The sequence below is a fragment of the Pantoea nemavictus genome (assembly GCF_037479095.1).
GTDB lineage: Bacteria > Pseudomonadota > Gammaproteobacteria > Enterobacterales > Enterobacteriaceae > Pantoea > Pantoea nemavictus.
Genome location: NZ_JBBGZW010000001.1, coordinates 1,961,157 through 1,984,663 on the forward strand (window position 1 = coordinate 1,961,157; position 23,507 = coordinate 1,984,663).

Consider the following 23,507-nt stretch of genomic DNA (forward strand, 5'->3'; position numbering starts at 1 on the left):
CATGCCCATTGGCATTTTTTTGAAGGGTATCAGAACGAAAGTGGCACAGAAAGATTATGTAGGCCGCGGGCGTTCAACAGGGACGCGTCGCAAAAAACCCGCCAGCCGCAGCAAGAAAAGCAAAGGCGGCTCAGGCACTTCAAAGCTCATGATGGTACTGGCCGCGGCCGTGCTGGTCACCTTTGCCGGTGGTTTATGGTTCATCTCGCATCATAAGAAAGAAGAGATTGAAGTCATTCCCAATCACAAAGCTAACGGTAACGGCTTGCCGCCGAAGCCGGAAGAGCGCTGGAAGTACATCAAAGAGCTGGAAAATCGCCAGATTACCGTTCCGTCGCCGACTGAGCCTTCAGCGGGTGGCGTGCAATCACAAACCCAGTTGACCGATGAACAGCGCCAGCTGCTGGAGCAGATGCAGGCCGATATGCGCCAGCAGCCTACGCAGCTGAACGAAGTGCCGTGGAACGAACAAACCCCGGCGCAGCGCCAGCAGACGCTGCAGCGTCAGCAGGTGCAGCAACAGCAGCAGGTACAACAGCAACAGCAGCAACAGTTGCAACGTCAGCAGCAGCTGCAGCGCCAGCAACAGCAACAGCAACAACAGGCCGCGCGTCAGCAGCAGCAGCAGCAGGCTGCGCCGATCACGCGCGAGCCTACGCAGCAGACTAAGCCGCAGGAAACCGCCAAAGCGAAAGCGGAAGAGAAAGCCTCTTCGCAGCGCTGGATGGTGCAGTGTGGTTCGTTCAAAGGCACCGATCAGGCGGAATCCGTGCGCGCCGGTCTGGCATTTGAAGGATTTGAGAGCCGTATTACGACCGGCGGTGGCTGGAATCGCGTGGTGATCGGGCCGTTCAAAGATCGCAGCAGCGCAGACAGCACGGTAAAACGCTTACACAGCTCCGGCCACGGAAGCTGTATTCCCCTCGCCTTACCTTAAATTCTTTAGGGGTTGAAACTCCCCAATCCTGCCCCATATCTGGTTGCATGATACTCCGCGCCGAGTGCGCGGAGTTCCTTTTCTACTGCAACAAGGGGTCTGCCCGTGACAACAATAGTAAGTGTACGACGCAACGGCCAGGTAGTGATTGGCGGTGATGGCCAGGCTACGCTCGGCAATACCGTAATGAAAGGCAATGTCAAAAAAGTCCGTCGTCTTTACAACGATAAAGTGATCGCCGGTTTTGCTGGCGGTACCGCAGATGCCTTCACCCTGTTTGAACTGTTTGAGCGCAAGCTGGAGATGCACCAGGGTCATCTGGTGAAAGCGGCGGTCGAACTGGCAAAAGATTGGCGTACCGATCGCATGCTGCGTCGCCTTGAAGCGCTGCTGGCGGTCGCTGACGAAAACGCCTCGCTGATCATCAGCGGCAACGGCGACGTTATCCAGCCGGAAAATGACCTGATTGCTATTGGTTCCGGTGGGCCTTACGCCCAGGCAGCGGCTCGCGCCCTGCTGGAGAACACGGACATTGGTGCACAAGATATTGTGGAGAAGGCGCTGAACATCGCCGGCGATATCTGTATCTACACCAACCACAACATCAACATCGAAGCATTACCGTCTAAGGCGTAAGGATCAAAATCATGTCCGAGATGACTCCACGCGAGATTGTCAGCGAGCTTAACCGCTTTATTATCGGCCAGGACGGCGCAAAAAAGGCGGTCGCGATCGCTCTGCGTAACCGCTGGCGCCGCATGCAGCTCGACGAAGAGCTGCGCCACGAAGTAACGCCAAAGAACATTCTGATGATTGGTCCTACCGGCGTCGGTAAAACCGAAATTGCCCGTCGCTTAGCCAAACTGGCTAACGCGCCGTTCATCAAAGTAGAAGCCACCAAATTCACCGAAGTCGGTTACGTCGGTAAAGAGGTTGATTCCATCATTCGCGATCTGACCGATTCTGCCATCAAGATGGTGCGCAGCCAGGCGATTGAGAAGAACAAATACCGCGCTGAAGAGATGGCGGAAGAGCGCATCCTCGATGTGCTGATCCCGCCCGCGAAAAACAACTGGGGCCAGGCTGAGCAAGCGGCTGAGCCCTCGGCAGCGCGTCAGTCATTCCGCAAGAAACTGCGCGAAGGCCAGCTGGACGACAAAGAGATTGAGATCGATCTGGCCGCTTCCTCCGCCGGCGTCGAAATCATGGCACCTCCTGGCATGGAAGAGATGACCAGCCAGCTGCAATCGATGTTCCAGAACCTCGGTGGGCAGAAGCAGAAACCGCGTAAGCTGAAAATCAAAGAAGCCATGAAGCTGCTGATTGAAGAAGAAGCGGCCAAGCTGGTGAATCCTGAAGAGCTGAAGCAGGACGCCATCGATGCGGTTGAGCAGCACGGTATCGTGTTCATCGACGAAATCGACAAAATCTGTAAGCGCGGCGGCCAGAATGCAGGCGGTCCAGACGTGTCACGCGAAGGCGTGCAGCGCGACCTGCTGCCGCTGGTTGAAGGCTGCACCGTGTCCACCAAGCACGGCATGGTGAAAACCGACCACATCCTGTTTATCGCTTCCGGCGCGTTCCAGGTGGCTAGCCCTTCCGATTTGATCCCCGAGCTGCAGGGCCGTCTGCCGATTCGCGTTGAGCTGCAGGCGCTGACCGTCAATGACTTCGAACGCATTCTGACCGAGCCAAACGCCTCGGTTACCGTGCAGTACAAAGCGCTGATGGGCACCGAAGGGGTCAACATCGACTTCACGGACGATGCGGTGCGTCGTATCGCTGAAGCCGCATGGCAGGTAAACGAAACCACCGAAAACATCGGTGCACGTCGTCTGCATACCGTGCTGGAGCGTCTGATGGAAGATATCTCCTATGACGCCAGCGATCGTAACGGTGAGTCGATCTCTATCGATGCCGAGTACGTTGGTAAGCATCTGGATGAGCTGGTGGCCGACGAAGACCTCAGCCGCTTCATTCTGTAAGCTTCGTCTGCGATATCCCCGCCCGGCCACTGCGCCGGGTTTTTTTTTTACGCAGGATATTGATGCAGCGCTTTTTTTGGCGGCTGATGATTTTGCCAACAATCGCCAGATAGCGATATACTTAGCGCTCCTGTGGCAAACAGACGAAAACCCTCATGAAATACGATACATCTGAACTCTGTGACATCTACCACGAAGCTGTGAACGTTGTTGAACCGCTTTTTTCGAACTTTGGTGGACGCAGTTCATTCGGTGGTCAAATCACCACGGTGAAATGCTTCGAAGATAACGGCTTACTTTACGATTTGCTGGAAGAGAACGGTCGGGGTCGCGTATTGCTGGTGGATGGCGGCGGTTCCGTTCGTCGCGCCCTGGTCGATGCTCAGCTGGCAAGTCTGGCGGCGCAAAATGAGTGGGAAGGCATTGTGATTTACGGTTCGGTGCGTCAGGTTGACGACCTTGAAGAGCTGGAAATCGGCATTCAGGCGATTGCAGCCATTCCGGTGGGTGCAGCGGGTGAAGGCATTGGCGAAAGTGACGTACGCGTTAACTTTGGCGGCGTGACTTTCTTCTCTGGCGACCATCTGTATGCCGACAATACCGGCATCATCCTGTCTGAAGACGCACTCGACATCGAGTAAGCCGCAACAAAAACGGGTGCCGCGGCACCCGTTGGTTCAAGCCTGTACGCTTAAACCTCTTCCATTTTTCCCAGCAGTGCCCGCAGACGATCCTGCCAGACATGCTGCTCTTCTTTCAGATGCTGATTTTCACGCACCAGCGCATCCTGGTTACCTGAAGCCTGGCTGACTTCGTTTTTCAGCGTATTGTTTTGCTCTTTCAGCTCTTCAATTTCCATCTGCAGCAGAGTGATGGTATCAATCGCCTGCTGTACTTTCGCTTCCAGTTTCTCGAACACTTCAAATGACATCTTTCTGACCTCTCCTAAATCTTGCAAGGCGTTGATGGGGCTAGTGCATGCCTTATTATGGTGCGCTCAGCCACGATGACTCGATTGTATGTAGCCAAACCCAGCAAGTCCAGCGGCACAAGGCCTGCGAGGGCAGTCTGTAACACTTTTCAGTCAATGCCTAAAAAAATGCTCATCTTCGCGCATCTGTGTGCGCGATCACTTAACCGTCCACGCGCAAAGCAGGCTGAATGGGCCGTAAAGAAACGCAAAAGACGCGAAAACGCGCATTTTTATGACGCAGTACACAGTTTTCAATTTCGCTATTTCTCGTTTATGCTCGTTAACGATAAATTCACATCAACCCTACATTAAAAGCTGGGCGACTCATGGATGAGAACAAAAACTGATAAAATTTAACCTCGCTTCAGGAATGCCATTATGAGTCAAACAACTAACACACTAACAGGTCAGTGCATCGCCGAATTTATCGGCACCGGTTTGATCATCTTTTTTGGTGCCGGCTGCGTTGCCGCACTGAAATTGGCCGGTGCTGCGTTCGGTCAGTGGGAAATTTGTATCATCTGGGGCTTAGCGGTTTCCATGGCGGTCTATCTGAGCGCCGGTGTTTCAGGCGGGCATCTTAACCCAGCGGTGACAATCGCGCTGTGCCTGTTCGCAAACTTTGAAGGCCGTAAAGTCGTACCCTATATTCTGGCGCAGGTTGCCGGCGCCTTCTGCGCTGCCGCGTTGGTTTATGGTCTCTACTACAATTTGTTCCTGGATTACGAAACAGGTCATCAGATGGTACGTGGCAGCGTTGAAAGCCTCGACCTGGCCGGCATCTTCTCTACCTATCCAAACCCGCACATCAGTGTTGGTCAGGCGTTCCTGGTTGAGATGGTGATTACCGCCGTACTGATGGGCGTCATTATGGCGCTGACCGATGACGGCAACGGCGTACCACGCGGCCCGCTGGCACCGCTTTTGATTGGTCTGCTGGTAGCCATTATCGGTGGTGCAATGGGCCCGCTGACCGGCTTCGCACTTAACCCGGCGCGTGACTTCGGTCCAAAACTGTTCGCCTTCTTCGCCGGATGGGGCAACGTCGCCTTCACCGGTGGCAAAGATATTCCTTACTTCCTGGTTCCGATTTTTGGCCCGCTGGTCGGTGCTTGCCTCGGAGCCTGGGGTTACCGTTCACTGATTGGCCGTCATCTGCCCGTTAACGTGGCGGAAGCCAGCACAACAGAAAAACCGGTTGCGCGCGCTCAGCAGCGTAAAGCGTAAGTTTCATCGATACATCATCAGGAAAGCACAATGACTACGACTGATAAAAAATATATTGTCGCGCTCGATCAGGGCACAACCAGCTCACGTGCCGTAGTGCTCGATCATGACGCGAACATCGTCGCCGTTTCACAGCGTGAATTTACCCAGATCTACCCGAAAGCGGGTTGGGTTGAGCATGACCCAATGGATATCTGGGCGTCACAAAGCTCAACGCTGGTTGAAGTGCTGGCACATGCCGACATTAACTCCGATCAAATCGCGGCGATTGGTATCACCAACCAGCGTGAAACCGCCATCGTGTGGGATAAAGAGAGCGGCAAGCCTATCTACAACGCCATCGTCTGGCAGGATCCACGTACCGCAGATTACTGTAACAAGCTGAAGAAAGAGGGACTGGAAGAGTATATCCAGCACACCACCGGTTTGGTGATTAACCCTTACTTCTCCGGCACCAAAGTGAAGTGGATTCTTGACCACGTTGAAGGCGCACGTGAACGTGCTAAACGCGGCGAACTGCTGTTTGGAACCGTTGATACCTGGCTGATTTGGAAAATGACGCAAGGGCGTGTGCACGTAACCGATCACACCAACGCCTCACGTACCATGATGTACAACATCCACAAGCTGGAGTGGGATGAGCGCATGCTGGAGATCCTCGATATTCCGCGTGAAATGCTGCCGGAAGTGAAAGGTTCTTCAGAAGTTTACGGCCAGACCAACATTGGTGGTAAAGGCGGTACGCGTATTCCCATCGCCGGTATCGCGGGTGACCAACAGGCGGCGCTCTACGGCCAGCTGTGCGTACAACCGGGTATGGCGAAAAACACCTACGGCACCGGCTGCTTTATGTTGATGAACACCGGCACCGAAGCCGTGACCTCAACGCACGGCCTGCTGACTACCATCGCCTGCGGTCCACGCGGCGAAGTGAACTATGCGCTGGAAGGTGCGGTGTTTATCGGTGGTGCGTCAATTCAGTGGCTGCGCGACGAGATGAAGCTGATCAGCGATTCCACTGACTCCGAATACTTCGCGTTGAAAGTGAAAGACAGCAACGGTGTTTACATGGTGCCTGCCTTCACCGGTTTGGGCGCGCCCTATTGGGACCCGTATGCACGCGGTGCGATCTTCGGTCTGACGCGCGGTGCAAACGCTAACCACATCATTCGTGCCACGCTGGAATCGATCGCTTATCAGACGCGCGACGTGCTGGAAGCGATGCAAAACGATGCCGGCACCCGCCTGCAATCGCTGCGCGTTGATGGCGGTGCGGTAGCCAACAACTTCCTGATGCAGTTCCAGTCCGACATTCTCGGCACGCGCGTTGAGCGTCCGGAAGTGCGTGAAGTGACTGCGTTGGGTGCGGCATATCTTGCTGGCCTGGCGGTCGGCTTCTGGGGCGATCTGGATGAAGTCCGCGAGAAAGCGGTGATTGAGCGTGAGTTCCGTCCAAGCATCGAAACCACCGAACGTAACGTCCGCTACGCAGGCTGGAAGAAAGCCGTCGCACGTGCGAAAGCATGGGAAGACGAAGAGTAAAATCCTGCTGACCCGCGGCGCCCCCTGCCGCGGGTTTTTCCCCCGTCCCCCTTCCGCGCTGTGTTAAACTGCCCGCCTGTTTTTTGTCAGGTGCAACCATGAAACGAGAACTCGCGATTGAATTTTCCCGCGTGACCGAAGCCGCCGCTCTGGCGGGCTATCACTGGTTAGGACGCGGCGATAAAAATGCGGCCGACGGCGCAGCCGTTCACGCCATGCGCATTATGCTTAACACTATCGATATCGACGGCCAGATTGTGATTGGCGAGGGCGAAATCGACGAAGCGCCAATGCTGTATATCGGTGAGAAAGTCGGTACCGGTCGCGGCGACGCGGTAGATATCGCCGTCGATCCGATTGAAGGCACGCGCATGACGGCGATGGGCCAGGCCAATGCGCTGGCGGTGCTGGCGGTCGGCGATAAGGGCAGCTTCCTGCACGCACCTGATATGTACATGGAGAAGCTGATTGTCGGGCCCGGCGCACGCGGCGCCATCGACCTTAATCTGCCACTCGATATTAATCTGAAAAACATCGCGCTGGCACTGGGCAAGCCGCTCAGCCAGCTGACGGTATCGATTCTGGCTAAACCACGCCACGATGCGGTGATTGCTCAGCTGCAACAGCTCGGCGTGCGCGTGTTCTCCTTCCCGGACGGCGATGTGGCGGCTTCAATTCTTACCTGCATGCCGGACAGCGAAGTGGATGTGATGTATGGCATCGGCGGCGCGCCGGAAGGGGTGGTATCGGCGGCGGTTATCCGGGCGATGGATGGCGACATGCAGGCACGCCTGCTGGCACGTCATCAAGTGAAAGGCGATAGCGAAGAGAATCGTCGCTTAGGTGAGAATGAGCTACAGCGCTGCGCCGAGATGGGCATTGAAGCGGGTCAGGTGCTGAAGCTGGATCAGATGGCGCGTAACGATAACGTGATCTTCGCCGCCACGGGCATCACCACCGGCGATTTACTGCAAGGCATCACGCGTAACGGCAACATCGCCACCAGCGAAACGCTGCTGGTGCGCGGCAAATCACGCACTATTCGCCGCATCCAGTCGATCCACTATCTCGATCGCAAAGACGCGGCGCTGCATCAATTTATCCTGTAATCGCCTGCTTGCCGCTCTCCGGATGACGTGAGAGCGGCCACCAGCACAGCAGCATCACCAGCGACGTCACAAACATCAACATGCCGAGGCTGGATTGGTCGTGCTGCGGCAGCAGAGCAGAAAGCCACGCTACCACGCCGGAACCCAGGTTTTGCAACCCCCCAATTAACGCCCCAGCGCTGCCCGCCAGCCATGCATACGGCTCCATCGCACCCGAGGTTGCCAGCGGGAACAGCATGCCGGCGCCAAAGAAGAACAGCGCAGCCGGCACCAACAGCGTCCAGATATTCATCACGCCAAACCAGGCGGGAACCCACATCAATAAGCCCGCCAGCAGGCAGCTATTGACGCCATACCACATTAGCGTGTGCCAGGATTTCTGCTCGCGTCCGGCAAACCAGGCGCCAAAGAACGCCGCCGGAATCGGCAGGATAAACAGGATGCTGACGGTCAAACCATCCAGACCTAAAACACCGCCCATCAGCACGCCGCAGCTGGCCTCGAATACTGCGATGCCTGCCAGCGCGCCAATCAGCAGCAGCAGGTAACGCACGAAATTGCCGTCACTCAGCAGGGTGGCATAACGCTTCAGGAATGGCGTAGCAGGTGTATCAACGGGACGGGTTTCCGGTAACCAGCGCGCCATCGACGCGGTAACGCCAACACACAGCAGCAGCAGGAAGGCGAAACAGGCGTGCCAGCCAAACAGATGCGTCAGCAGCGCGCCAATCACCGGCGCCAGCAGCGGGCTAACCAGAATGCCCATATTGAGTAAACTGTTCGCCTGGCGCAATGCGATACCAGAGTAAAGGTCACGCGGCATGGTGCGCGCCATCACGCCGGCCACGCCGGTACCTAAACCTTGCACCGCGCTGCCCAGCACCAGAATATCCAGTGAGGGCGCGAACATGGCGATCAAGGCACCAATAGCAAAGATCGTCATGCCGATAAGGATCACCGGACGTCGACCAAAGCTGTCCGAAAGCGGGCCGTAGATCAGCTGCGAGCCACCGTAGGTCATCAGATAGGCGGCCATCACCTGCTGAATGGCACCGCTGCGCACATTGAGCGTCTCTGCCATGTTGGCCATCGCTGGCACATAGATGGTTTGCGCCATCTGCCCCACCGCCACCAGCACGATCAGCATGAATAACAGAAAGCGATTTTGCGTTTTACTTATCAACATGGAACAAAATGTCTGCCTGAGAAACAAAGAATAAGCAGCACAAAACAGGCTGCCTCGGATTTATGGCGGCAAAAATATCAGGATTCAGTGACAAATCGAGAGGGACCGGCAAAGCTGTAGTGTCTTAAGCCGTCAAGGTTGACGTCCAGATTGTAAACCGGCCGCTACAGTTGCTGATCTGTGCGCTGCGTTTGTCGCTGAGAGCCCTTTGCTGGTCGTGAAGGTGGTAATCCGTGAGGTCAATAGCGATCATATACCCTAAATAATTCGAGTTGCAGGAAGGCGGCAAGTGTGTGAATCCCCGGGAGCTTACATTAGTAAGTGACTGGGGTGAGCACACGTAGCCAACGCAGCTGCAGCTTGAAGTATGACGGGTAATCAACACTAAGGAGCCAACATGGCAGAGTGGATCAATGCTGAAGTGAAAGAGGTAAAAAACTGGACCGATGCACTGTTCAGTCTGCGCGTCGAAGCGCCCATTGATAGCTTTACCGCAGGTCAGTTTGCCAAGCTGGCATTAGAAATTGACGGCGAGCGTGTGCAGCGCGCCTACTCTTACGTCAACGCGCCCAAAGATTCGCTGCTGGAGTTTTATCTGGTTACTGTGCCGGAAGGCAAACTGAGTCCACGCCTGCAGGCATTGCAGCCCGGCGAGCAGGTGATGATTACCAAAGAAGCCGCAGGGTTCTTTGTACTCGACGAAATTCCTGACTGCCAAACGCTGTGGATGCTGGCCACCGGCACGGCGATTGGCCCCTATTTATCGATTCTGCAACAGGGCGAAGATCTGGAGCGTTTCGACAATATTGTGCTGGTGCACGCTGCCCGTCTCGCGGATGACCTGAGCTTCCTGCCGTTAATGCAGCAGCTGCAGCAGCGCTATCAGGGCAAACTGCATATTCAGACCGTGGTAAGCCGCGAAGAGATCGCCGGTTCGCTGCACGGCCGCGTACCGCAGTTGATTGAGAGCGGCGAACTGGAGCGCGCGGTTGGCTTGCCGCTCACAGCTGAAACCAGCCATGTGATGCTGTGTGGTAATCCGCAAATGGTGCGCGATACCCAACAATTGCTAAAAGACACACGTGAGATGCGCAAGCATTTCAAACGTAAACCCGGGCATATGACCAGCGAGCATTATTGGTAAGAGGCGCGAGGCGAAGATTGTCAGATTTTTCCCAATGTGGGTTTTGACTTTCCCCGGTAAAAACCGTTCTAATCGTGGGCTAAGTGAATGATTTAGGGCCGAAGCAATGAAGAACCTGCCAGTCGCGCTGCTGCTTGGCCTCGCACTGACATTTCCCGCCTGGGCGGAGGACGCACCTGCACTGGATCGTAGCGATCATCTTCCTGCTGCGCCCTATCTGCTCGCGGGTGCGCCGACGTTCGATATGACCGTTGCGCAGTTCCGTGAAAAGTACAACGCCGCCAATCCCAATGAACCGCTGCAGGAATATCGCGCCATTGATAGTCGCGGCGATAAAAGTAACCTGACGCGTGCCGCCAGTAAAATCAGCGAAACGCTGTATGCTTCAACCGCGCTGGAGCAAGGCACCGGCAAAATCAAAACCCTGCAAATCACCTGGCTGCCGGTTCCCGGTCCCGATATGAAAGCGGCGCAGGCACGTGCCATGGATTACATGACTGCCCTGCTGCGTTTCTTCATCCCCGGTTTGTCGGCCGAAGATGGTCGCAAAAAGCTCGATTCTCTGCTGAGCGCCGGCAAAGGTGCGCGTTATTTTGCCCGCACCGAAGGCGCACTGCGCTTCGTGGTCGCGGACAACGGCGACAAGGGTTTAACCTTCGCCATTGAGCCGATAAAACTGGCGATCGCTACGCCCTGATCACACCGGCAAAAATGACGAAAAGCAAAGCCAGCAACCCATTTGATCTCTATACTGTCTCGCAGACATCGCTGCCCGATGGCAGCGCTATTTCATGAATCGCGTTATGCGGAGGAAAGAATGCGACATCCACTGGTTATGGGTAACTGGAAACTGAACGGTAGCAAGCAGATCACCAAAGAGCTGATTGAAGGCCTGCGCAAAGAGCTGTCTGGTGTTGATGGTTGTGGCGTCGCGATTGCACCGCCAGCCATCTATCTGGACCTGGCGAAACACGCCATTTCCGGTAGCCACATCGCTCTGGGTGCTCAGAACGTCGACGTTAACTTGTCTGGCGCATTCACTGGCGAAACTTCCGCAGACATGCTGAAAGACGTTGGCGCGAAATACATCATCATCGGCCACTCTGAGCGCCGTACCTACCATAAAGAGAGCGATGAGTTCATCGCGAAGAAATTTGCCGTCGTGAAGGAAGCGGGCCTGGTACCCGTTCTGTGCATCGGTGAAACCGACGCAGAAAACGAAGCGGGCCAAACGCAAGAAGTGTGCGCACGTCAGATCGACGCCGTGCTGGAAACGCAGGGCGCAGCAGCGTTCGAAGGCGCGGTCATCGCTTATGAGCCAGTTTGGGCCATCGGTACCGGCAAATCCGCTACGCCAGCGCAGGCTCAGGCCGTGCACAAATTTATTCGTGACCACATCGCGAAGAAAGACGCTGCCATCGCACAGCAAGTGATCATCCAGTACGGCGGTTCGGTAAACGACAAAAACGCCGCTGAGCTGTTCACCCAGCCAGATATCGATGGCGCGCTGGTTGGCGGTGCTTCACTGAAAGCCGATGCTTTCGCCGTGATCGTGAAAGCCGCAGCCGCTGCGAAAAACGCGTAAGTTTTGGATGTATGATGAGGCGGCTGATTAGCCGCCTTTTTTATGTCACCTGACATGTCGACCTTACAAAATCCCGCATTGATGATCCTGCAGCTCTTCCGCCGAACCACTGTTCAGCTTAAGCCAGTTGCGTTCTAACGCCAGCAGCGCTAAGCGACCATCCGGCAGCTGCGCCAGCGCCAGGCCATATTTCCCCATCTCGGTGCGCGCGTGAGGCACTTCGTTTGCCAGACGGATAAACGCACTCTGCTGCGCCAGTTCTGCTGTTGAAAGCGTACGTATCAGGTAACGATGCTTGCGCAGCGTTTCGCTTTGCCACTGCGCGTTAAGCCTCGGCGCCAGGGCATCAAGTTGCTGACGCACATCGGGTCGCAGACAAGAGATGTGAATATGCAGCTGATTCTGCGTACGCCCGTATTGCGCATTGATTGCCAGCGACAGCGCGCTATCTGATATCGGCGCGCCGTGCTTTTGTGCAAGTAATGTCCGTTGTTGCCAGGCGTCGGCAAACAGATTCGGCGTAGACGGCTCAAGAATGATGGGACTTTCCATGCCGCTGATTTTTTCGATCGGCATCAGTAGATACTGCAACGGACCGTTGAGATCTTTCAGCGTGACGTAACCCTGCGCACTGTTCACCTGCTGGCAAGGCGCGGGTTTGCCGCTGGCGGCCATGCCAGGCACGCATTTCTCGCTAATGATCTGCCACAAGGCGTTGGAATTTTTCTGGAAATGAATGGCGGCGGCAATCAATCCGACAATCAACAGCACCAATAGTGCGGTAAGTAACTTCAGGGTACGACGACTGCCCTGCATAGCCCGATTCCTCTGTTCATCACCTGCCAGCATCCTCGCCTGGCAGGTGATGAAAGTCACGGACTAATCCTCGGCGCCACGCAGGATGGCATCGAGTTTTTCCGGCTGCAGACGAATCTGCGCCGCACGACGATGTGCCTGCATGCCTTCGGTACGACTTTGACGCACCGCAGGCGCGGCGATGGCCGCGATACCCTGATCGTCAATCCATTGATGCGTACAGGTTTTCAGATAGGCGCCCACCCACAACCCGCCGGTATAGCGCGCCGCTGCCATGGTGGGTAACGTGTGGTTAGTACCGCAGCACTTATCAGAGAACACCACGCTGGCATTTTGACCGATAAACAGCGATCCGTAGTTGCGGATACGCGCCGCCAGCGCATGGGGATCGCGAGCATGGATTTGCAAATGTTCGGTGGCGATCTCATCGGTGTAGGCCACCATCGCATCTTCGTCGGCGCACAATACAATCTCGCCCTGTCTTTGCCATGCTTCACCAGCCGTCTTCGCCGTCGGCAGCGATGACAGCTGCGCCTCAATTTCACGCAAGGTTTCATGCGCTATGCGCTCGCTGGTGGTGGCCAGCCCTACGCGAGTGCGCACATCATGTTCCGCCTGCGCCAGCAGATCCGCCGCCAGCACGCGTGGATCGGCACTATCATCGGCCACAATAAAGATTTCGCTTGGTCCTGCCAGCGCATCAATACCCACTTTGCCAAAAACCTGACGCTTGGCCTCATTGACGAAGGCGTTACCCGGTCCAACAATTTTGTCCACTGCCGGCAGCGATGCGGTGCCATACGCCATCGCGGCAATCGCCTGCGCGCCGCCAACTTTAAAAATACGGTGTGCCCCGGCTAAATGGCAGATAGCAATCATCGCCGGATGCGCGCCCGGTGGCAGGCAGGCAATAATGTTGTCGCAGCCCGCTACGACCGCGGGCACGATGGACATCACCGGTGCGGAGAGAATCGGATAGCGTCCGCCCGGCACATAGCAGCCCACGGTTTCGATAGGAATGATGCGATGCCCCAAATGCACGCCGGGCAGCGTTTCAATCTCTAGCGGCTGTAGTGTTGCGCGCTGGGCTTCGGCGAAGCGGCGCACCTGGGCGATGGCAAATTCACTGTCGTGGCGAGTTTGAGGAGCCAGTTGTGTGAGCACCTGCTCGATCTCCGCTGCCGAAACTTCCAGCTGCTCCGGCGCTACCCCATCAAATTTCAGTGAATACGCCTGCAGCGCCGCATCACCATGCTGGCGCACATTGCTGATAATGTCGCTTACCGTGGCGATCAGGCTGGCATCGGCCTGCGCATCTTCGCCTGCGGGTTGCTTAATAAACTGCACGCGTTGCTTACTCATGCTTCCGTCTCCGCCAGTTGGCCCAATTTGATCTGCGCCAGCATCGCCAGATGATCGTAAACCACCCACTCATCCACAATTTTACCGTTTACCACGTGATAGTGGCTCATGCCCATCACCAGCAGACGCTGACCGGTCGGCTTGCCCAACTCGCCATAGCCCAGATGATGTCCTTCCATCACCCAGCGCACCGCCACTTTAGTGCCGCCTTCTTCACACGGATTGGAGCAAATATGCTGCGGCATCCACGCGCCGTCAGGGATCATGCCGATCAACGCCAGCGTCTGGTGGATCACCGATGCCTGACCATACAGCTCTTTCATCAGCGGGCCGTGCCACTGCACATTACTGGCGTAAACGTCTTTCACTTTGCCCAGCATGCGTTTGTTGTAGATCTCATGCAGCCAGCCCAGCACCTGGGCCTCGGTATCGCTGTGCGCCAGCGTATAATCCGGGTCGCTTTCCGGCGGATATTGCCCCAGCAGGCGACGGTTTTCGCCAATCTCCGTCAGGCGGAAACCTTTATCAAACTGCTCTTTCGCCATGTTGTAAGCGATCTGATCGGTATCCAGTCCCAGCTGACGCATCAGCGACATGTTGTCGCTCACCACCCATTCGCGGTAGATCTTGTTTTCCAGAATCATGCAGTCCGCGACGGTACGCGTGGTGAAGGTTCGATTGGTCGGCTTACCGTACTGGCTTGGCTGCGTGTGTCGACCGCTGCCGGTGACCAGATGCGAAGTGTAAAAACCGTCAACATCGTTGCCGTTCCAGATCACCTGCGTCGCCATGCCACGTCGCTCCGGGAAAGCCACCAAGCGCTGCAGCGTATCCAGCACCACCTGTTCACGGGTATAAATCGTGCCTAGCGCGTTATAGAGCACGCAGTTATGGGTGTAATGGCTGTAGATCAGTCCGACATCACGCTCATCCCAAATCTTGTGGGTGCAACGCACAATGTAATCAACAATATCGGTATAGCAGGGATCGAAACCGCGCATCGGCTGTACTCGCGCACGGTTTTCTGGAACCAGATCGACAAAATCCCGTCGCTCAACCTGCAAAACCGGTTCGACCTGGGTACGTGCTGAGGTTTTTTCTGCGCTCTTTTCACTGGCGGTGGCTTTATTAGCCGTGTCCGTTGTAGACATAAACACTCCTGCTTTTGACGAATTAAGGGTGAGCGCGGTCCTCGCAATCAAGCGCTGCCGATTCACCCGGCTGAATTCAGGGTGCAGAACGCCGTCGGTAATTAAGGGAATTAATTACCGTGACGTAACGCGTTATTTAAAAGTGCTGGTTATTCAGTTGAGTAGCTGCAACCAGATTGAGAGTTCATCGATACCTAAATATTCCCGCATAATTACGCCATCACGTAATTCCAAATGTGAAATTCCGGAAATACACACCGGCTTACGGGACGGTGGACCAAACTTTCCGTAGCCATCATGCCAACTCAACAGTGACCAGCGCAGGCTGATGCGCACCGGTTCGTTGGCATCACGCCGCACCACCAAATGATGTAGCTGTGTTTCGCTGTCAGCGAATGAGGCGCGATAGCCAGAAAGGAAGCTGCCAATCTCCTGCTCGCCGGTAAAGCTGCTGTGGCCCGGACCGTGCAAGGTGGCGGCGGGATGATAAACGCCTGGGACTACCCCACTGTTGCCGCCCGCCCACATGCTGAGATAGCGCTCAATCAAGCCGGCCAGCGCGCCCTCCGCATCATCACCATCCGGGCCGCCCGCCCAACGCGCTTCCAGCTCTTCGGGTGCCGGCATCTCCAGTCCTTGCTGTTGGCGCATCTGCGTTAGATGTTGAGCAAACTCCGCTACGTTGACGCCAATCTGCGCCAAAATCCCTGCGCGATCCTGTAACAGCCACTCTTGTTCCACCAGGCCATCCCGGCAAATACGATCGGCGAAGGTGCGCACCCATAGCGTTTTGCCACTCGGCGCGCCAAAGAAACCTTCACCCAGATGCTGAATGCGTGCCTGGGTGCGTTGCGAGGCGTACCAACACGTATCGCCTTCACGAGCGGCGAGAATATCTTCTGTTAGTACCTGACGCTGCGGGAAACAGTGCAGCGCTTCCAGGGTCAGGCGCATAAAATCGCTTAAGTCAGTTAACCGCTTTTCCGGCGTGTGAAAGACCACCGGTGTGGCATAGAAGTCGGCCAGCTGCCCGATGTCCTTCTGCTCCCACACCACGTGAGTTAGCGTCAGGACGAACTGCTGAATAGAATCAAACTGGGGACTGAAACCCGGCAATCGCATTACTCAACCTCCTCAGAACGAAATAGCAGCTGGCCGTTCTCTTCTACCACGCCGTGACGCGGACGCCGTGCGGAGTGGCGCACTACCAACGTGCCGGGAATAACAATTTGCTCAGGTGCCATCACCGCACTGTCGATTTGCTGCATCAGCAGGCCAATCGTACGTTGCACCATCACTTCAACCGGCTGGCAGATGGAGGTCAGCGCATATGAAGGCCAGCCCGCGGGCCCAACATCGTCATAACCCACCACTGACACATCCTGCGGAATGCGCAAGCCGAACTCGTAGCGCGCCACATCCATAACCGTCAATGCCATATGGTCGTTAACCGCAAATACCGCATCAGGTGGCGTGGTGCTGCTGAACAGTTGACGTGCCGCCTGCGCGGTGTGCTCACTGTCGTTATGGCCTGCAACGACGGTGACATCAACATCACGTGCACGTAGTGCATCGCGGAAGCCGTCCAGCCGTAGCTGATTGACCGAAGCGTTATCAGCGCCAGAGATGCAAGCAAAACGTTGATGTTCGCCCGCCAGCAGAAATTCGGCGATCTGCCGTGCGGCGGCGCGGTTATCGGTATTCACACTCGACGCCATCTCGCTTTCGGCGGTGCGATTGAATAGCACCACGGGAATACCGGCACCGTGACACTCTTCAGACAAGGCATCGGACAACGCGCCAGACGCCAGCACGATGCCATCTACGCGGTACTGCATGATCTGATCGAAAATGCGATCAACATTGCTGTCACGATCGCTAACGAACAGCAGCAAATGATAGTTAAGCGCATCCAGTTCCCGTCCCAGCGCTTCCAGCACATGCGGATAAAACGGGTTATCGAAACAGGAGATCACCACGCCAACAATGCGTGAGCGTGCGGTGTTCAGCGACCGCGCCAGCGCATTGGGTCGATAACCCAGCTCTCGGGCAGATTGCAGCACCTTTTCACGCGTGGCGGGTGAAATACTGGCTCCCGGCGTGAAGGTACGCGACACCGCAGACTGTGAAACGCCAGCATGCTGCGCAACTTGTTGTGAGGTCACTGGACCGAAGGTCTTACGTTTCATGGTGTTATCTTCCTGTTTAGCACACTGATGCGCGGGTGACTGCTGAGCATTGTAGCCAATTTCACCAGCCGGACTCACCTGCTTCGGTGTGTGTTTTTTACTCTTACACCAGTTTTGCATGCGTATGCAACACTCAATAACTTTTTTTTCACAATGCCACAGCGACACTTTACAAAGTTGTAATCATTTCGTAACTTCGGCCGTTGAATACGTATTCAAAGAGTGCAAAATTAGCGACCCGGACTCAGGATGAAACCCGCGTTTTTAGTCACTTACCTGGCTTGCAAGAGGTTCAACACCATGTTTCGAGCACTGTTTAGCCGTTCCGAGCTGTTGACGTTTTTCTTAATGAGCGTGCTGTTTTTTATCTGCATCAACGGCTTTGATGCCTTTCTGGCGCCCTACATGGTGCGGCTGGGCATTGAACCACAAACCATCGGTATGATTATGGGTGCAACCGGTTTGGCCTCACTCTGCACCCGATTCCCACTCAGCGTCGTCTCCGACGTATTGAAAAATCGTAAAGTGTTTATGCAGGTCGCGCTGCTGCTGCCGGTCATCGCCTGGCCGTTGGCGTGGCTTTTTCCAGGCGCATTGACATTCTGGCTGGCGAAGCTGGCCTGCGGTTTTACGGCCGCCAGTTGGGTGCTCTACAACATCATTTTCATTCGCTATTTTCGTCGCGATGAAGCGCCCGCCGCCGTCGCCTTGCTGGCGCTGGCAGGTCCGATCGGCGTGTTTATCAGTAATGCGATCTGTGGCGTCATCGTGCACTGGTTCGGCAGCACGCAGGCCTTTTTCGTCCCCGCCGTGGCCGGCTGCCTGGCTCTGATGCTCAGCCTGCGCATTCGTGAAGGGGAAGATATTCATAAAGCGCCGCATCTAAAAGCCTGCGTACAAAGTGCCAAACGCCAGCTGGGTGATAGCACCATCTGGTTTATCGGCCTGCTGGCAACCATAGTGATTCTGGTGCCCTTTGCCACCCGCGATACCTTGACGCCAATTTACGCCCAACAGCTTGGCGCGCAGGCCGGTACGCTGGCGGTGTTGAGCAATATCCATTTACTGTTTTATGCCATCGCCGTGGCGCTATGCAGTTCCGTGTTTTATAAGCGCCTTGGCCTGGTCAACACCGCGCTAATCGGCATTGGCCTGCAAATTGTTTCGTCGATTTTCGTGCCACTCACCAGCAGTTTATGGCTGATCTATCTCTGGCAAGGTCTCGCCGGTTTCTCCTTCGGTATGGCGTTCGCGGTGTTTATGTCGCTCAGCGTGGTGAATACCTCGGAGAATGAGCAAACCACGCGCATGGGGCTGTTTCAGACCATCTATTCGTGCGGCATGTTTTTTGGCCCGGTGTTGATGGGCGTGTTGTTGCAGCACGTTAACTTGCATGCGGGTTATTGGGTGATTGGTGGATTGTGTCTGGTCGCGGGCGTGTTGACGCCACTGGCGGCAAAACGCGTACAGCAGCGCCAGATGCCGCAGGCTGCCTCTGAAACCAGCGGCATGTTGTCACAGGATGCAGTGAAATGATTGCCGCGCGCCTGCAGCCACAGCCTCATAGCGCAGATGAGGTTGAGCGACGGCTGGCCGCCCTGCGCGCGGGCCATTCACTTAACGCCATCATTAGTGTTAATCCGCACGTGATGAATGAAGCGCAGCACTGCGATCGCTTGTGGCGCACCGGCACGCCGCTCGGCGCGCTGCACGGCATTCCACTGGTGATAAAGGACAATATTGATTGTGCGGGTCTCCCTACCACGCTCGGCTGTCGCGCACTGGCCGACGCACAGCCTCGCGAAGATGCGCGTGTTATTACGCGCCTCAAAGCTGCGGGCGCGTTAATTCTCGCTAAAACCAATCTCTCCGAGTTTGCCTTTGATGTACGCTCGCGCAGTTCGCTGGGCGGCGATGTACGCAATCCGCTCAATCCACTTCTGACCGCAGGCGGTTCCAGCGGCGGCAGCGCGGCGGCAGTGGTGGCGGGCATGGCGGATGCGGCTCTCGGCAGCGATACCGGTGGTTCTATCCGCATTCCCGCTGCCTGGACCGGTTTGGTGGGATTACGTCCGGCATTTCGTCGTCGCCAGTTGCACGGCGTCGCGCCTCTTTCGCTGAGTAAAGATACCGTTGGACCCATGACATGGTGCGTCACCGATGCGGCGCTGCTGCATCAGGTAATGCATGGGTTGCCGGTGCGTCCGCTACCGCCGCGATCCCTGCGCGGCGTGCGTTTAGGGGTTGTCAGCGATCTGCTCGGCGATGAGGCTGCGCAGCGTCAGGCGTTAGCACAGGCTTTCTGCCGGCTGCGGCGTGCTGGTGCGACGCTGGTTCCGCTGCGGTTGCCACTGGCATCGCGTGTCGCGCAGGAAACTTGCCTGAGCCTGCGCGAGTTCCATCCGGCCATTGCACGCTGGCTAACAAAAATGGCGTATGCACCCACGTCACTCTCTGCGCTGCTTGCCCGTGGCGAACATCTCGCCGAATTCGACGCTTTATTGCAATTGCATCTCACGCGCCACGCGCTGGTGTGCGAAGCGTGGCGCGAACAGCGCCGTTTTCAACGCCATCTGCGTCAGCAGTTGCAACAGCAAATGCAGGCGCTGCGGCTGGATGCACTGATCTATCCCACCAGCCAGCGCACGCCGGTTTCGCTGGAGAAAATGCCACCGGGTTGGGCGCCTGAGCTGGCGGCTATAAGCGGTTTGCCGGCCGTGACGTTGCCGTTCGGGCAAATAGCTAACGGTTTGCCGCTCGGTCTGGAACTGCTCTATCCCACCGCTGATGAAGAGGCATTACTGGCGCTGGCGCTAGCCATAGAACGCCAGCGTTAACGGCAGCATTGTCGGTATTAACCCTGTGGGAACCCTTCTCCCGCGGGGCTTTTCGGCTGCCTGATACCGCATAAAACTGCGCACATTCTCACTTTTCATCTTTTCCTGATTCGCCCCCTTTACGCCTTTTGCATACGTATGCAAACCTATTTCACGGGATGCAATCATGAGGAATTGGACATGGCAATTTGGTTAAAACAGGCGGCAGCAAAGGCTGAACGCCAACAGCAGCAGCAACAGGTACGCAGCGATGTTGAAACCGTGCTGGCGCACATTGAAGCGCGCGGTGATGACGCGGTACGTGAACTCTCCATCAAATTTGATGGCTTCGCTCGCGATGATTTCCGCTTAACGCCGCAGGAGATCAATGCCTGCCTGCAACAGCTCACAAAACAAGAAATTCGCGATATCGAATTCGCCCAGGAACAGGTGCACAACTTCGCGCAGGCACAAAAAAATTGTCTGACCGATTTAGCGATTGAAACCCGTCCAGGCGTGATTCTCGGCCATCGCAACATTCCGATTAGTCATGTCGGCTGTTACGTGCCCGGTGGTAAATATCCGCTGCTGGCTTCGGCGCATATGTCGATCATCACCGCCAAAGTGGCAGGTTGCGATCGCATTGTGAGCTGTGCGCCGCCGTTTCACGGTAAACCGGCCGCGGCGATTGTGGCGGCGCAGTCGATGGCTGGCGCAGACGAAATCTATGCGCTCGGCGGCATTCAGGCGGTAGGCGCCATGGCGATTGGCACCGAACGCATTGCGCCGGTCGACATGCTAGTCGGACCCGGTAACGCATGGGTTGCGGAAGCCAAACGCCAGCTGTTTGGTCGCGTCGGCATCGATCTGTTCGCGGGTCCCACCGAAACGCTGGTGATTGCCGATGACAGCGTCGACGGCGAACTCTGCGCTACCGATCTGCTCGGCCAGGCGGAACACGGCCCCACCTCACCCGCGATTTTGCTGACCTGCTCGCGCCAGCTCGCTGAGGATACCGAGCGCTACATCCACCAGCTGTTGCTGCAACTGCCCACCGCCGATGTGGCGCAAAAAGCCTGGCACGACTTCGGCGAAATCATTCTGTGTGCCGACCACGATGAGATGCTGGCAGAAGCTAATCGTATCGCGTCAGAACACGTGCAGGTGATGACCGATCGCGACGATTGGTATCATCAGAATATGCGCAATTACGGCGCGTTATTTCTCGGTCCACGTACCAATGTGGCCTACGGTGACAAGGTGATCGGCACCAATCACACGCTGCCAACGCTGGGCGCATCGCGCTATACCGGCGGCTTGTGGGTGGGCAAATTTATGAAAACCTGCACCTGGCAACGCATCACCAGTGATGCAGCTTCGGCGGAAATAGGCGCTTACTGCTCACGTCTGGCGCTGCTGGAAGGCTTTGCCGGCCATGCTGAACAGGCCAACATCCGCGTGCGCCGTTACGGCCAACAAGACGTACCTTACGCCACACCTGCTCCGGTGACGGTGAAATAAGGAGGCGCACATGGTTCCGATGACCCCTTCATTTCGTCTTGATGGACAGCGTGCGCTGGTAACCGGTGGATCGCGCGGTATCGGCTTCGCTGCCGCTATCGCGCTGGCCGAAGCCGGTGCAGAGGTGTGGATTGCCGCCCGCGATGCCGATCGCCTGAACAACGCCGTACAGCAGGCAGCTAACGCTGGCCTGACGCTGCATGCGCTGCCGCTCGACGTTTGCAACATACACGCGGTACGCCAGACGCTGCACGACCTGCCGAGCTTTAATGTGCTGGTTAACAGCGCTGGGCTGGCACGTCATCAACCGTTCAGCGAGGTCAGCGAAGCAAATTTCGATGCCGTCATGGATGTGAATCTGCGCGCGACGTTTTTTCTGTCGCAGCAGGTGGCGGCGGGAATGCAGGCTGCGCAACACGGCGGCAGCATTATCCATCTCTCCTCGCAGATGGCACACGTTGGCGGGCCACAGCGCAGCGTCTACTGCGCGTCTAAGGCCGCACTGGAAGGATTGACGCGCGCCATGGCGCTGGAGCTGGGACGCGACGGCATTCGCGTCAACACGCTGTGTCCCACTTTTATTGAAACCGAACTATCGCAGGCTTCGCTGGCAGATGAAGCGTTCCGTCAGCAGACGCTGCGCCGTATTCAGTTGGGCCGCCTCGGCACGCTTGAAGATGTGATGGGCCCGGTGGTGTTTCTGGCGTCCCGTGCGGCTGCACTGATCACCGGCAGCGCGCTGAAGGTGGATGGCGGCTGGACGGCTTATTGAGGAGCGGATTATGAAAGCGTTATTACGTCGCGATGTACTGCTGTTTTTCATTATTAGTCTGCTGTTTTTTATCAGCATTCACGCCTTTGATCCGTTTCTCGCGCCTTACATTACTTCACTGAATGTGGAGGCGCGCGTGATGGGAATTATCATCGGCGCCACCGGATTAGCTTCCATGTTGTTGCGTTTTCCTACCGGCATCCTGTCGGATCGCTTTCGCAGCCGTAAGCGCATCATCCAGATTGGCCTGTTGTTTACCATCGTCGCCTGGCCGGTTGTGTATCTCTGGCCAACGCCGGAAACGCTGTTTATCGCCAAGCTCGCCGATGGTGTGACCAGCGCGACGTGGGTCGTTTACAACGTGATGTTTGTTGCTTATTTTCCGCCGCTGGAGGCCGCCGCCGCGGTAGCCATGCTGAGTGTTACCTCGCCGTTAGGCACGTTTATTGGTATCTCCATTGCCGGTTTTATCGCCCGTCATTTCGGGGCCGAATCGAGCTTTTTGGTCGCTTCCACCGCTGCGCTACTGGCCTTTTTGCTGACATTTTTTATCCGTGAAAAACGCCCGGAAGCCATGCCCACGGCTCAGCGCCTCTCTGCGGTGCGCGTTCAGCTACGCGATCCCTCGGTGTGGTATCTCGGTGGGCTGTGTGCATTGGTGATGATGGTGCCGTTCGCCACGCGCGATACGCTAACGCCGTTGCTGGCAGAGGGTTTTGGTATGGCGGCCGCCTCGCTGGCCACACTCAGCGGCATTCATCTGTTCTTCTATGCGCTGGCCACTGCGCTGTGCGCGCCCTTCTTCTATCGCGTGTTGGGCTTACGTAATACCGCCATTATCGGCGGTGTCGTGCAAGGGGTGGTGGCGATCGCCATGCCATATGCACCCAATATCTGGCTGCTGTATGGCTTGCAGGCCCTGGCCGGATGCGCCTTCGGCATGATCTCTACTGTGCTGAATTCGCTGATTGTCACCCGCACGCCAGCCTGGCAGCAATCAACGCGCGTTGGCCTGTATCAAAGCATTTATTCTGCCGGGATTTTCTTTGGCCCGGTGTTGGTCGGCTACATCAAGTACTACTTTGCGATGCAGCAAGGTTTCATGGTGATTGGCATTATTTCCCTGCTGTCGCTGCTGCTGGTGCGCCATGTCATGCAGATGGTGCATGCCCGTCCTATGGCGGAGGGCTAA

22 protein-coding genes are annotated in these 23,507 nt (G+C 56.3%); 15 read left to right on the forward strand and 7 right to left on the reverse strand.

Features of this window, described 5'->3' with window-relative positions:
- Positions 1 to 40: 40 nt before the first annotated feature.
- The 4 genes from ftsN (at position 41) to rraA (ending at position 3,563) form a co-directional block, all read left to right on the forward strand.
- A complete protein-coding gene (gene ftsN, locus WH298_RS08980) occupies positions 41 to 937 on the forward strand; it encodes a cell division protein FtsN (RefSeq protein WP_180822691.1) in 897 nt (298 codons plus the stop codon).
- A 105-nt stretch (positions 938 to 1,042) separates the two neighbouring features.
- Positions 1,043 to 1,573: an ATP-dependent protease subunit HslV gene (gene hslV, locus WH298_RS08985; protein ID WP_007885391.1), complete on the forward strand. Its 531-nt coding sequence runs from the start codon at positions 1,043 to 1,045 to the stop codon at positions 1,571 to 1,573.
- Positions 1,574 to 1,584: 11 nt separating this feature from the next.
- Positions 1,585 to 2,922: an HslU--HslV peptidase ATPase subunit gene (hslU, locus tag WH298_RS08990; RefSeq protein ID WP_180822692.1), complete on the forward strand. Its 1,338-nt coding sequence runs from the start codon at positions 1,585 to 1,587 to the stop codon at positions 2,920 to 2,922.
- 155 nt (positions 2,923 to 3,077) lie between these two features.
- Positions 3,078 to 3,563 carry a ribonuclease E activity regulator RraA gene (gene rraA / locus WH298_RS08995; protein ID WP_007885386.1) on the forward strand — a complete coding sequence of 162 codons (486 nt, stop codon included), beginning with the start codon at positions 3,078 to 3,080 and terminating at the stop codon, positions 3,561 to 3,563.
- A gap of 50 nt (positions 3,564 to 3,613) precedes the next feature.
- On the opposite strand, the gene zapB is transcribed toward rraA, so the two are convergent.
- Positions 3,614 to 3,853, reverse strand: coding sequence for a cell division protein ZapB (zapB, locus tag WH298_RS09000; protein WP_007885384.1), 240 nt, complete (start codon positions 3,851 to 3,853; stop codon positions 3,614 to 3,616).
- Between the two features lie 420 nt (positions 3,854 to 4,273).
- On the opposite strand from zapB, the gene WH298_RS09005 reads away from it, so the two are divergent.
- From WH298_RS09005 to glpX, 3 genes are all read left to right on the forward strand, one after another.
- On the forward strand, positions 4,274 to 5,122 hold the full coding sequence (locus tag WH298_RS09005) for an MIP/aquaporin family protein (protein WP_007885383.1): 849 nt from the start codon (positions 4,274 to 4,276) through the stop codon (positions 5,120 to 5,122).
- 30 nt (positions 5,123 to 5,152) lie between these two features.
- Positions 5,153 to 6,664: a glycerol kinase GlpK gene (gene glpK, locus WH298_RS09010; protein WP_007885381.1), complete on the forward strand. Its 1,512-nt coding sequence runs from the start codon at positions 5,153 to 5,155 to the stop codon at positions 6,662 to 6,664.
- A 98-nt stretch (positions 6,665 to 6,762) separates the two neighbouring features.
- Positions 6,763 to 7,773, forward strand: a complete 1,011-nt coding sequence (glpX, locus tag WH298_RS09015; protein WP_007885375.1) for a class II fructose-bisphosphatase — start codon at positions 6,763 to 6,765, stop codon at positions 7,771 to 7,773.
- On the opposite strand, the gene emrD is transcribed toward glpX, so the two are convergent.
- On the reverse strand, positions 7,763 to 8,959 hold the full coding sequence (gene emrD, locus WH298_RS09020) for a multidrug efflux MFS transporter EmrD (protein WP_007885374.1): 1,197 nt from the start codon (positions 8,957 to 8,959) through the stop codon (positions 7,763 to 7,765). The genes glpX and emrD overlap by 11 nt on opposite strands.
- A gap of 397 nt (positions 8,960 to 9,356) precedes the next feature.
- Between emrD and fpr the strand changes: the two genes are divergently transcribed.
- The 3 genes from fpr (at position 9,357) to tpiA (ending at position 11,688) form a co-directional block, all read left to right on the forward strand.
- Complete coding sequence (gene fpr, locus WH298_RS09025) at positions 9,357 to 10,103, forward strand: ferredoxin--NADP(+) reductase (RefSeq protein ID WP_007885373.1); 747 nt, start codon at positions 9,357 to 9,359, stop codon at positions 10,101 to 10,103.
- A 106-nt stretch (positions 10,104 to 10,209) separates the two neighbouring features.
- Positions 10,210 to 10,800, forward strand: a complete 591-nt coding sequence (locus WH298_RS09030; RefSeq protein WP_180822693.1) for a YiiQ family protein — start codon at positions 10,210 to 10,212, stop codon at positions 10,798 to 10,800.
- Positions 10,801 to 10,920: 120 nt separating this feature from the next.
- Entirely contained in the window at positions 10,921 to 11,688 is a 768-nt protein-coding gene (gene tpiA / locus WH298_RS09035; RefSeq protein ID WP_007885371.1) for a triose-phosphate isomerase, read from the forward strand.
- A 63-nt stretch (positions 11,689 to 11,751) separates the two neighbouring features.
- Here the strand turns inward: tpiA and WH298_RS09040 are convergent, their stop codons facing one another.
- From WH298_RS09040 to WH298_RS09060, 5 genes are all read right to left on the reverse strand, one after another.
- Positions 11,752 to 12,504, reverse strand: coding sequence for a CDP-diacylglycerol diphosphatase (locus WH298_RS09040; protein WP_049851597.1), 753 nt, complete (start codon positions 12,502 to 12,504; stop codon positions 11,752 to 11,754).
- A gap of 63 nt (positions 12,505 to 12,567) precedes the next feature.
- Entirely contained in the window at positions 12,568 to 13,866 is a 1,299-nt protein-coding gene (gene hisD, locus WH298_RS09045) for a histidinol dehydrogenase (RefSeq protein ID WP_180822694.1), read from the reverse strand.
- Positions 13,863 to 15,017 carry a nuclear transport factor 2 family protein gene (locus tag WH298_RS09050; protein ID WP_007885360.1) on the reverse strand — a complete coding sequence of 385 codons (1,155 nt, stop codon included), beginning with the start codon at positions 15,015 to 15,017 and terminating at the stop codon, positions 13,863 to 13,865. The genes hisD (WH298_RS09045) and WH298_RS09050 overlap by 4 nt, the downstream gene beginning before the upstream one ends.
- Positions 15,018 to 15,170: 153 nt before the next feature.
- Positions 15,171 to 16,139 (reverse strand): nuclear transport factor 2 family protein, encoded by a 969-nt coding sequence (locus WH298_RS09055; RefSeq protein WP_007885358.1) that lies wholly within the window; start codon positions 16,137 to 16,139, stop codon positions 15,171 to 15,173.
- Complete coding sequence (locus tag WH298_RS09060) at positions 16,139 to 17,206, reverse strand: LacI family DNA-binding transcriptional regulator (RefSeq protein ID WP_180822695.1); 1,068 nt, start codon at positions 17,204 to 17,206, stop codon at positions 16,139 to 16,141. The genes WH298_RS09055 and WH298_RS09060 overlap by 1 nt, the downstream gene beginning before the upstream one ends.
- Before the next feature lie 300 nt (positions 17,207 to 17,506).
- Here WH298_RS09060 and WH298_RS09065 point away from each other — a divergent pair, with 300 nt between their 5' ends.
- From WH298_RS09065 to WH298_RS09085, 5 genes are all read left to right on the forward strand, one after another.
- Complete coding sequence (locus WH298_RS09065; protein WP_007885354.1) at positions 17,507 to 18,742, forward strand: MFS transporter; 1,236 nt, start codon at positions 17,507 to 17,509, stop codon at positions 18,740 to 18,742.
- A complete protein-coding gene (locus tag WH298_RS09070; protein WP_180822696.1) occupies positions 18,739 to 20,043 on the forward strand; it encodes an amidase in 1,305 nt (434 codons plus the stop codon). The genes WH298_RS09065 and WH298_RS09070 overlap by 4 nt, the downstream gene beginning before the upstream one ends.
- A 180-nt stretch (positions 20,044 to 20,223) precedes the next feature.
- A complete protein-coding gene (gene hisD / locus WH298_RS09075) occupies positions 20,224 to 21,543 on the forward strand; it encodes a histidinol dehydrogenase (protein ID WP_180822697.1) in 1,320 nt (439 codons plus the stop codon).
- Between the two features lie 10 nt (positions 21,544 to 21,553).
- Positions 21,554 to 22,315, forward strand: coding sequence for an SDR family NAD(P)-dependent oxidoreductase (locus WH298_RS09080; protein WP_180822698.1), 762 nt, complete (start codon positions 21,554 to 21,556; stop codon positions 22,313 to 22,315).
- 10 nt (positions 22,316 to 22,325) lie between these two features.
- Positions 22,326 to 23,507 (forward strand): MFS transporter, encoded by a 1,182-nt coding sequence (locus WH298_RS09085; RefSeq protein ID WP_007885348.1) that lies wholly within the window; start codon positions 22,326 to 22,328, stop codon positions 23,505 to 23,507.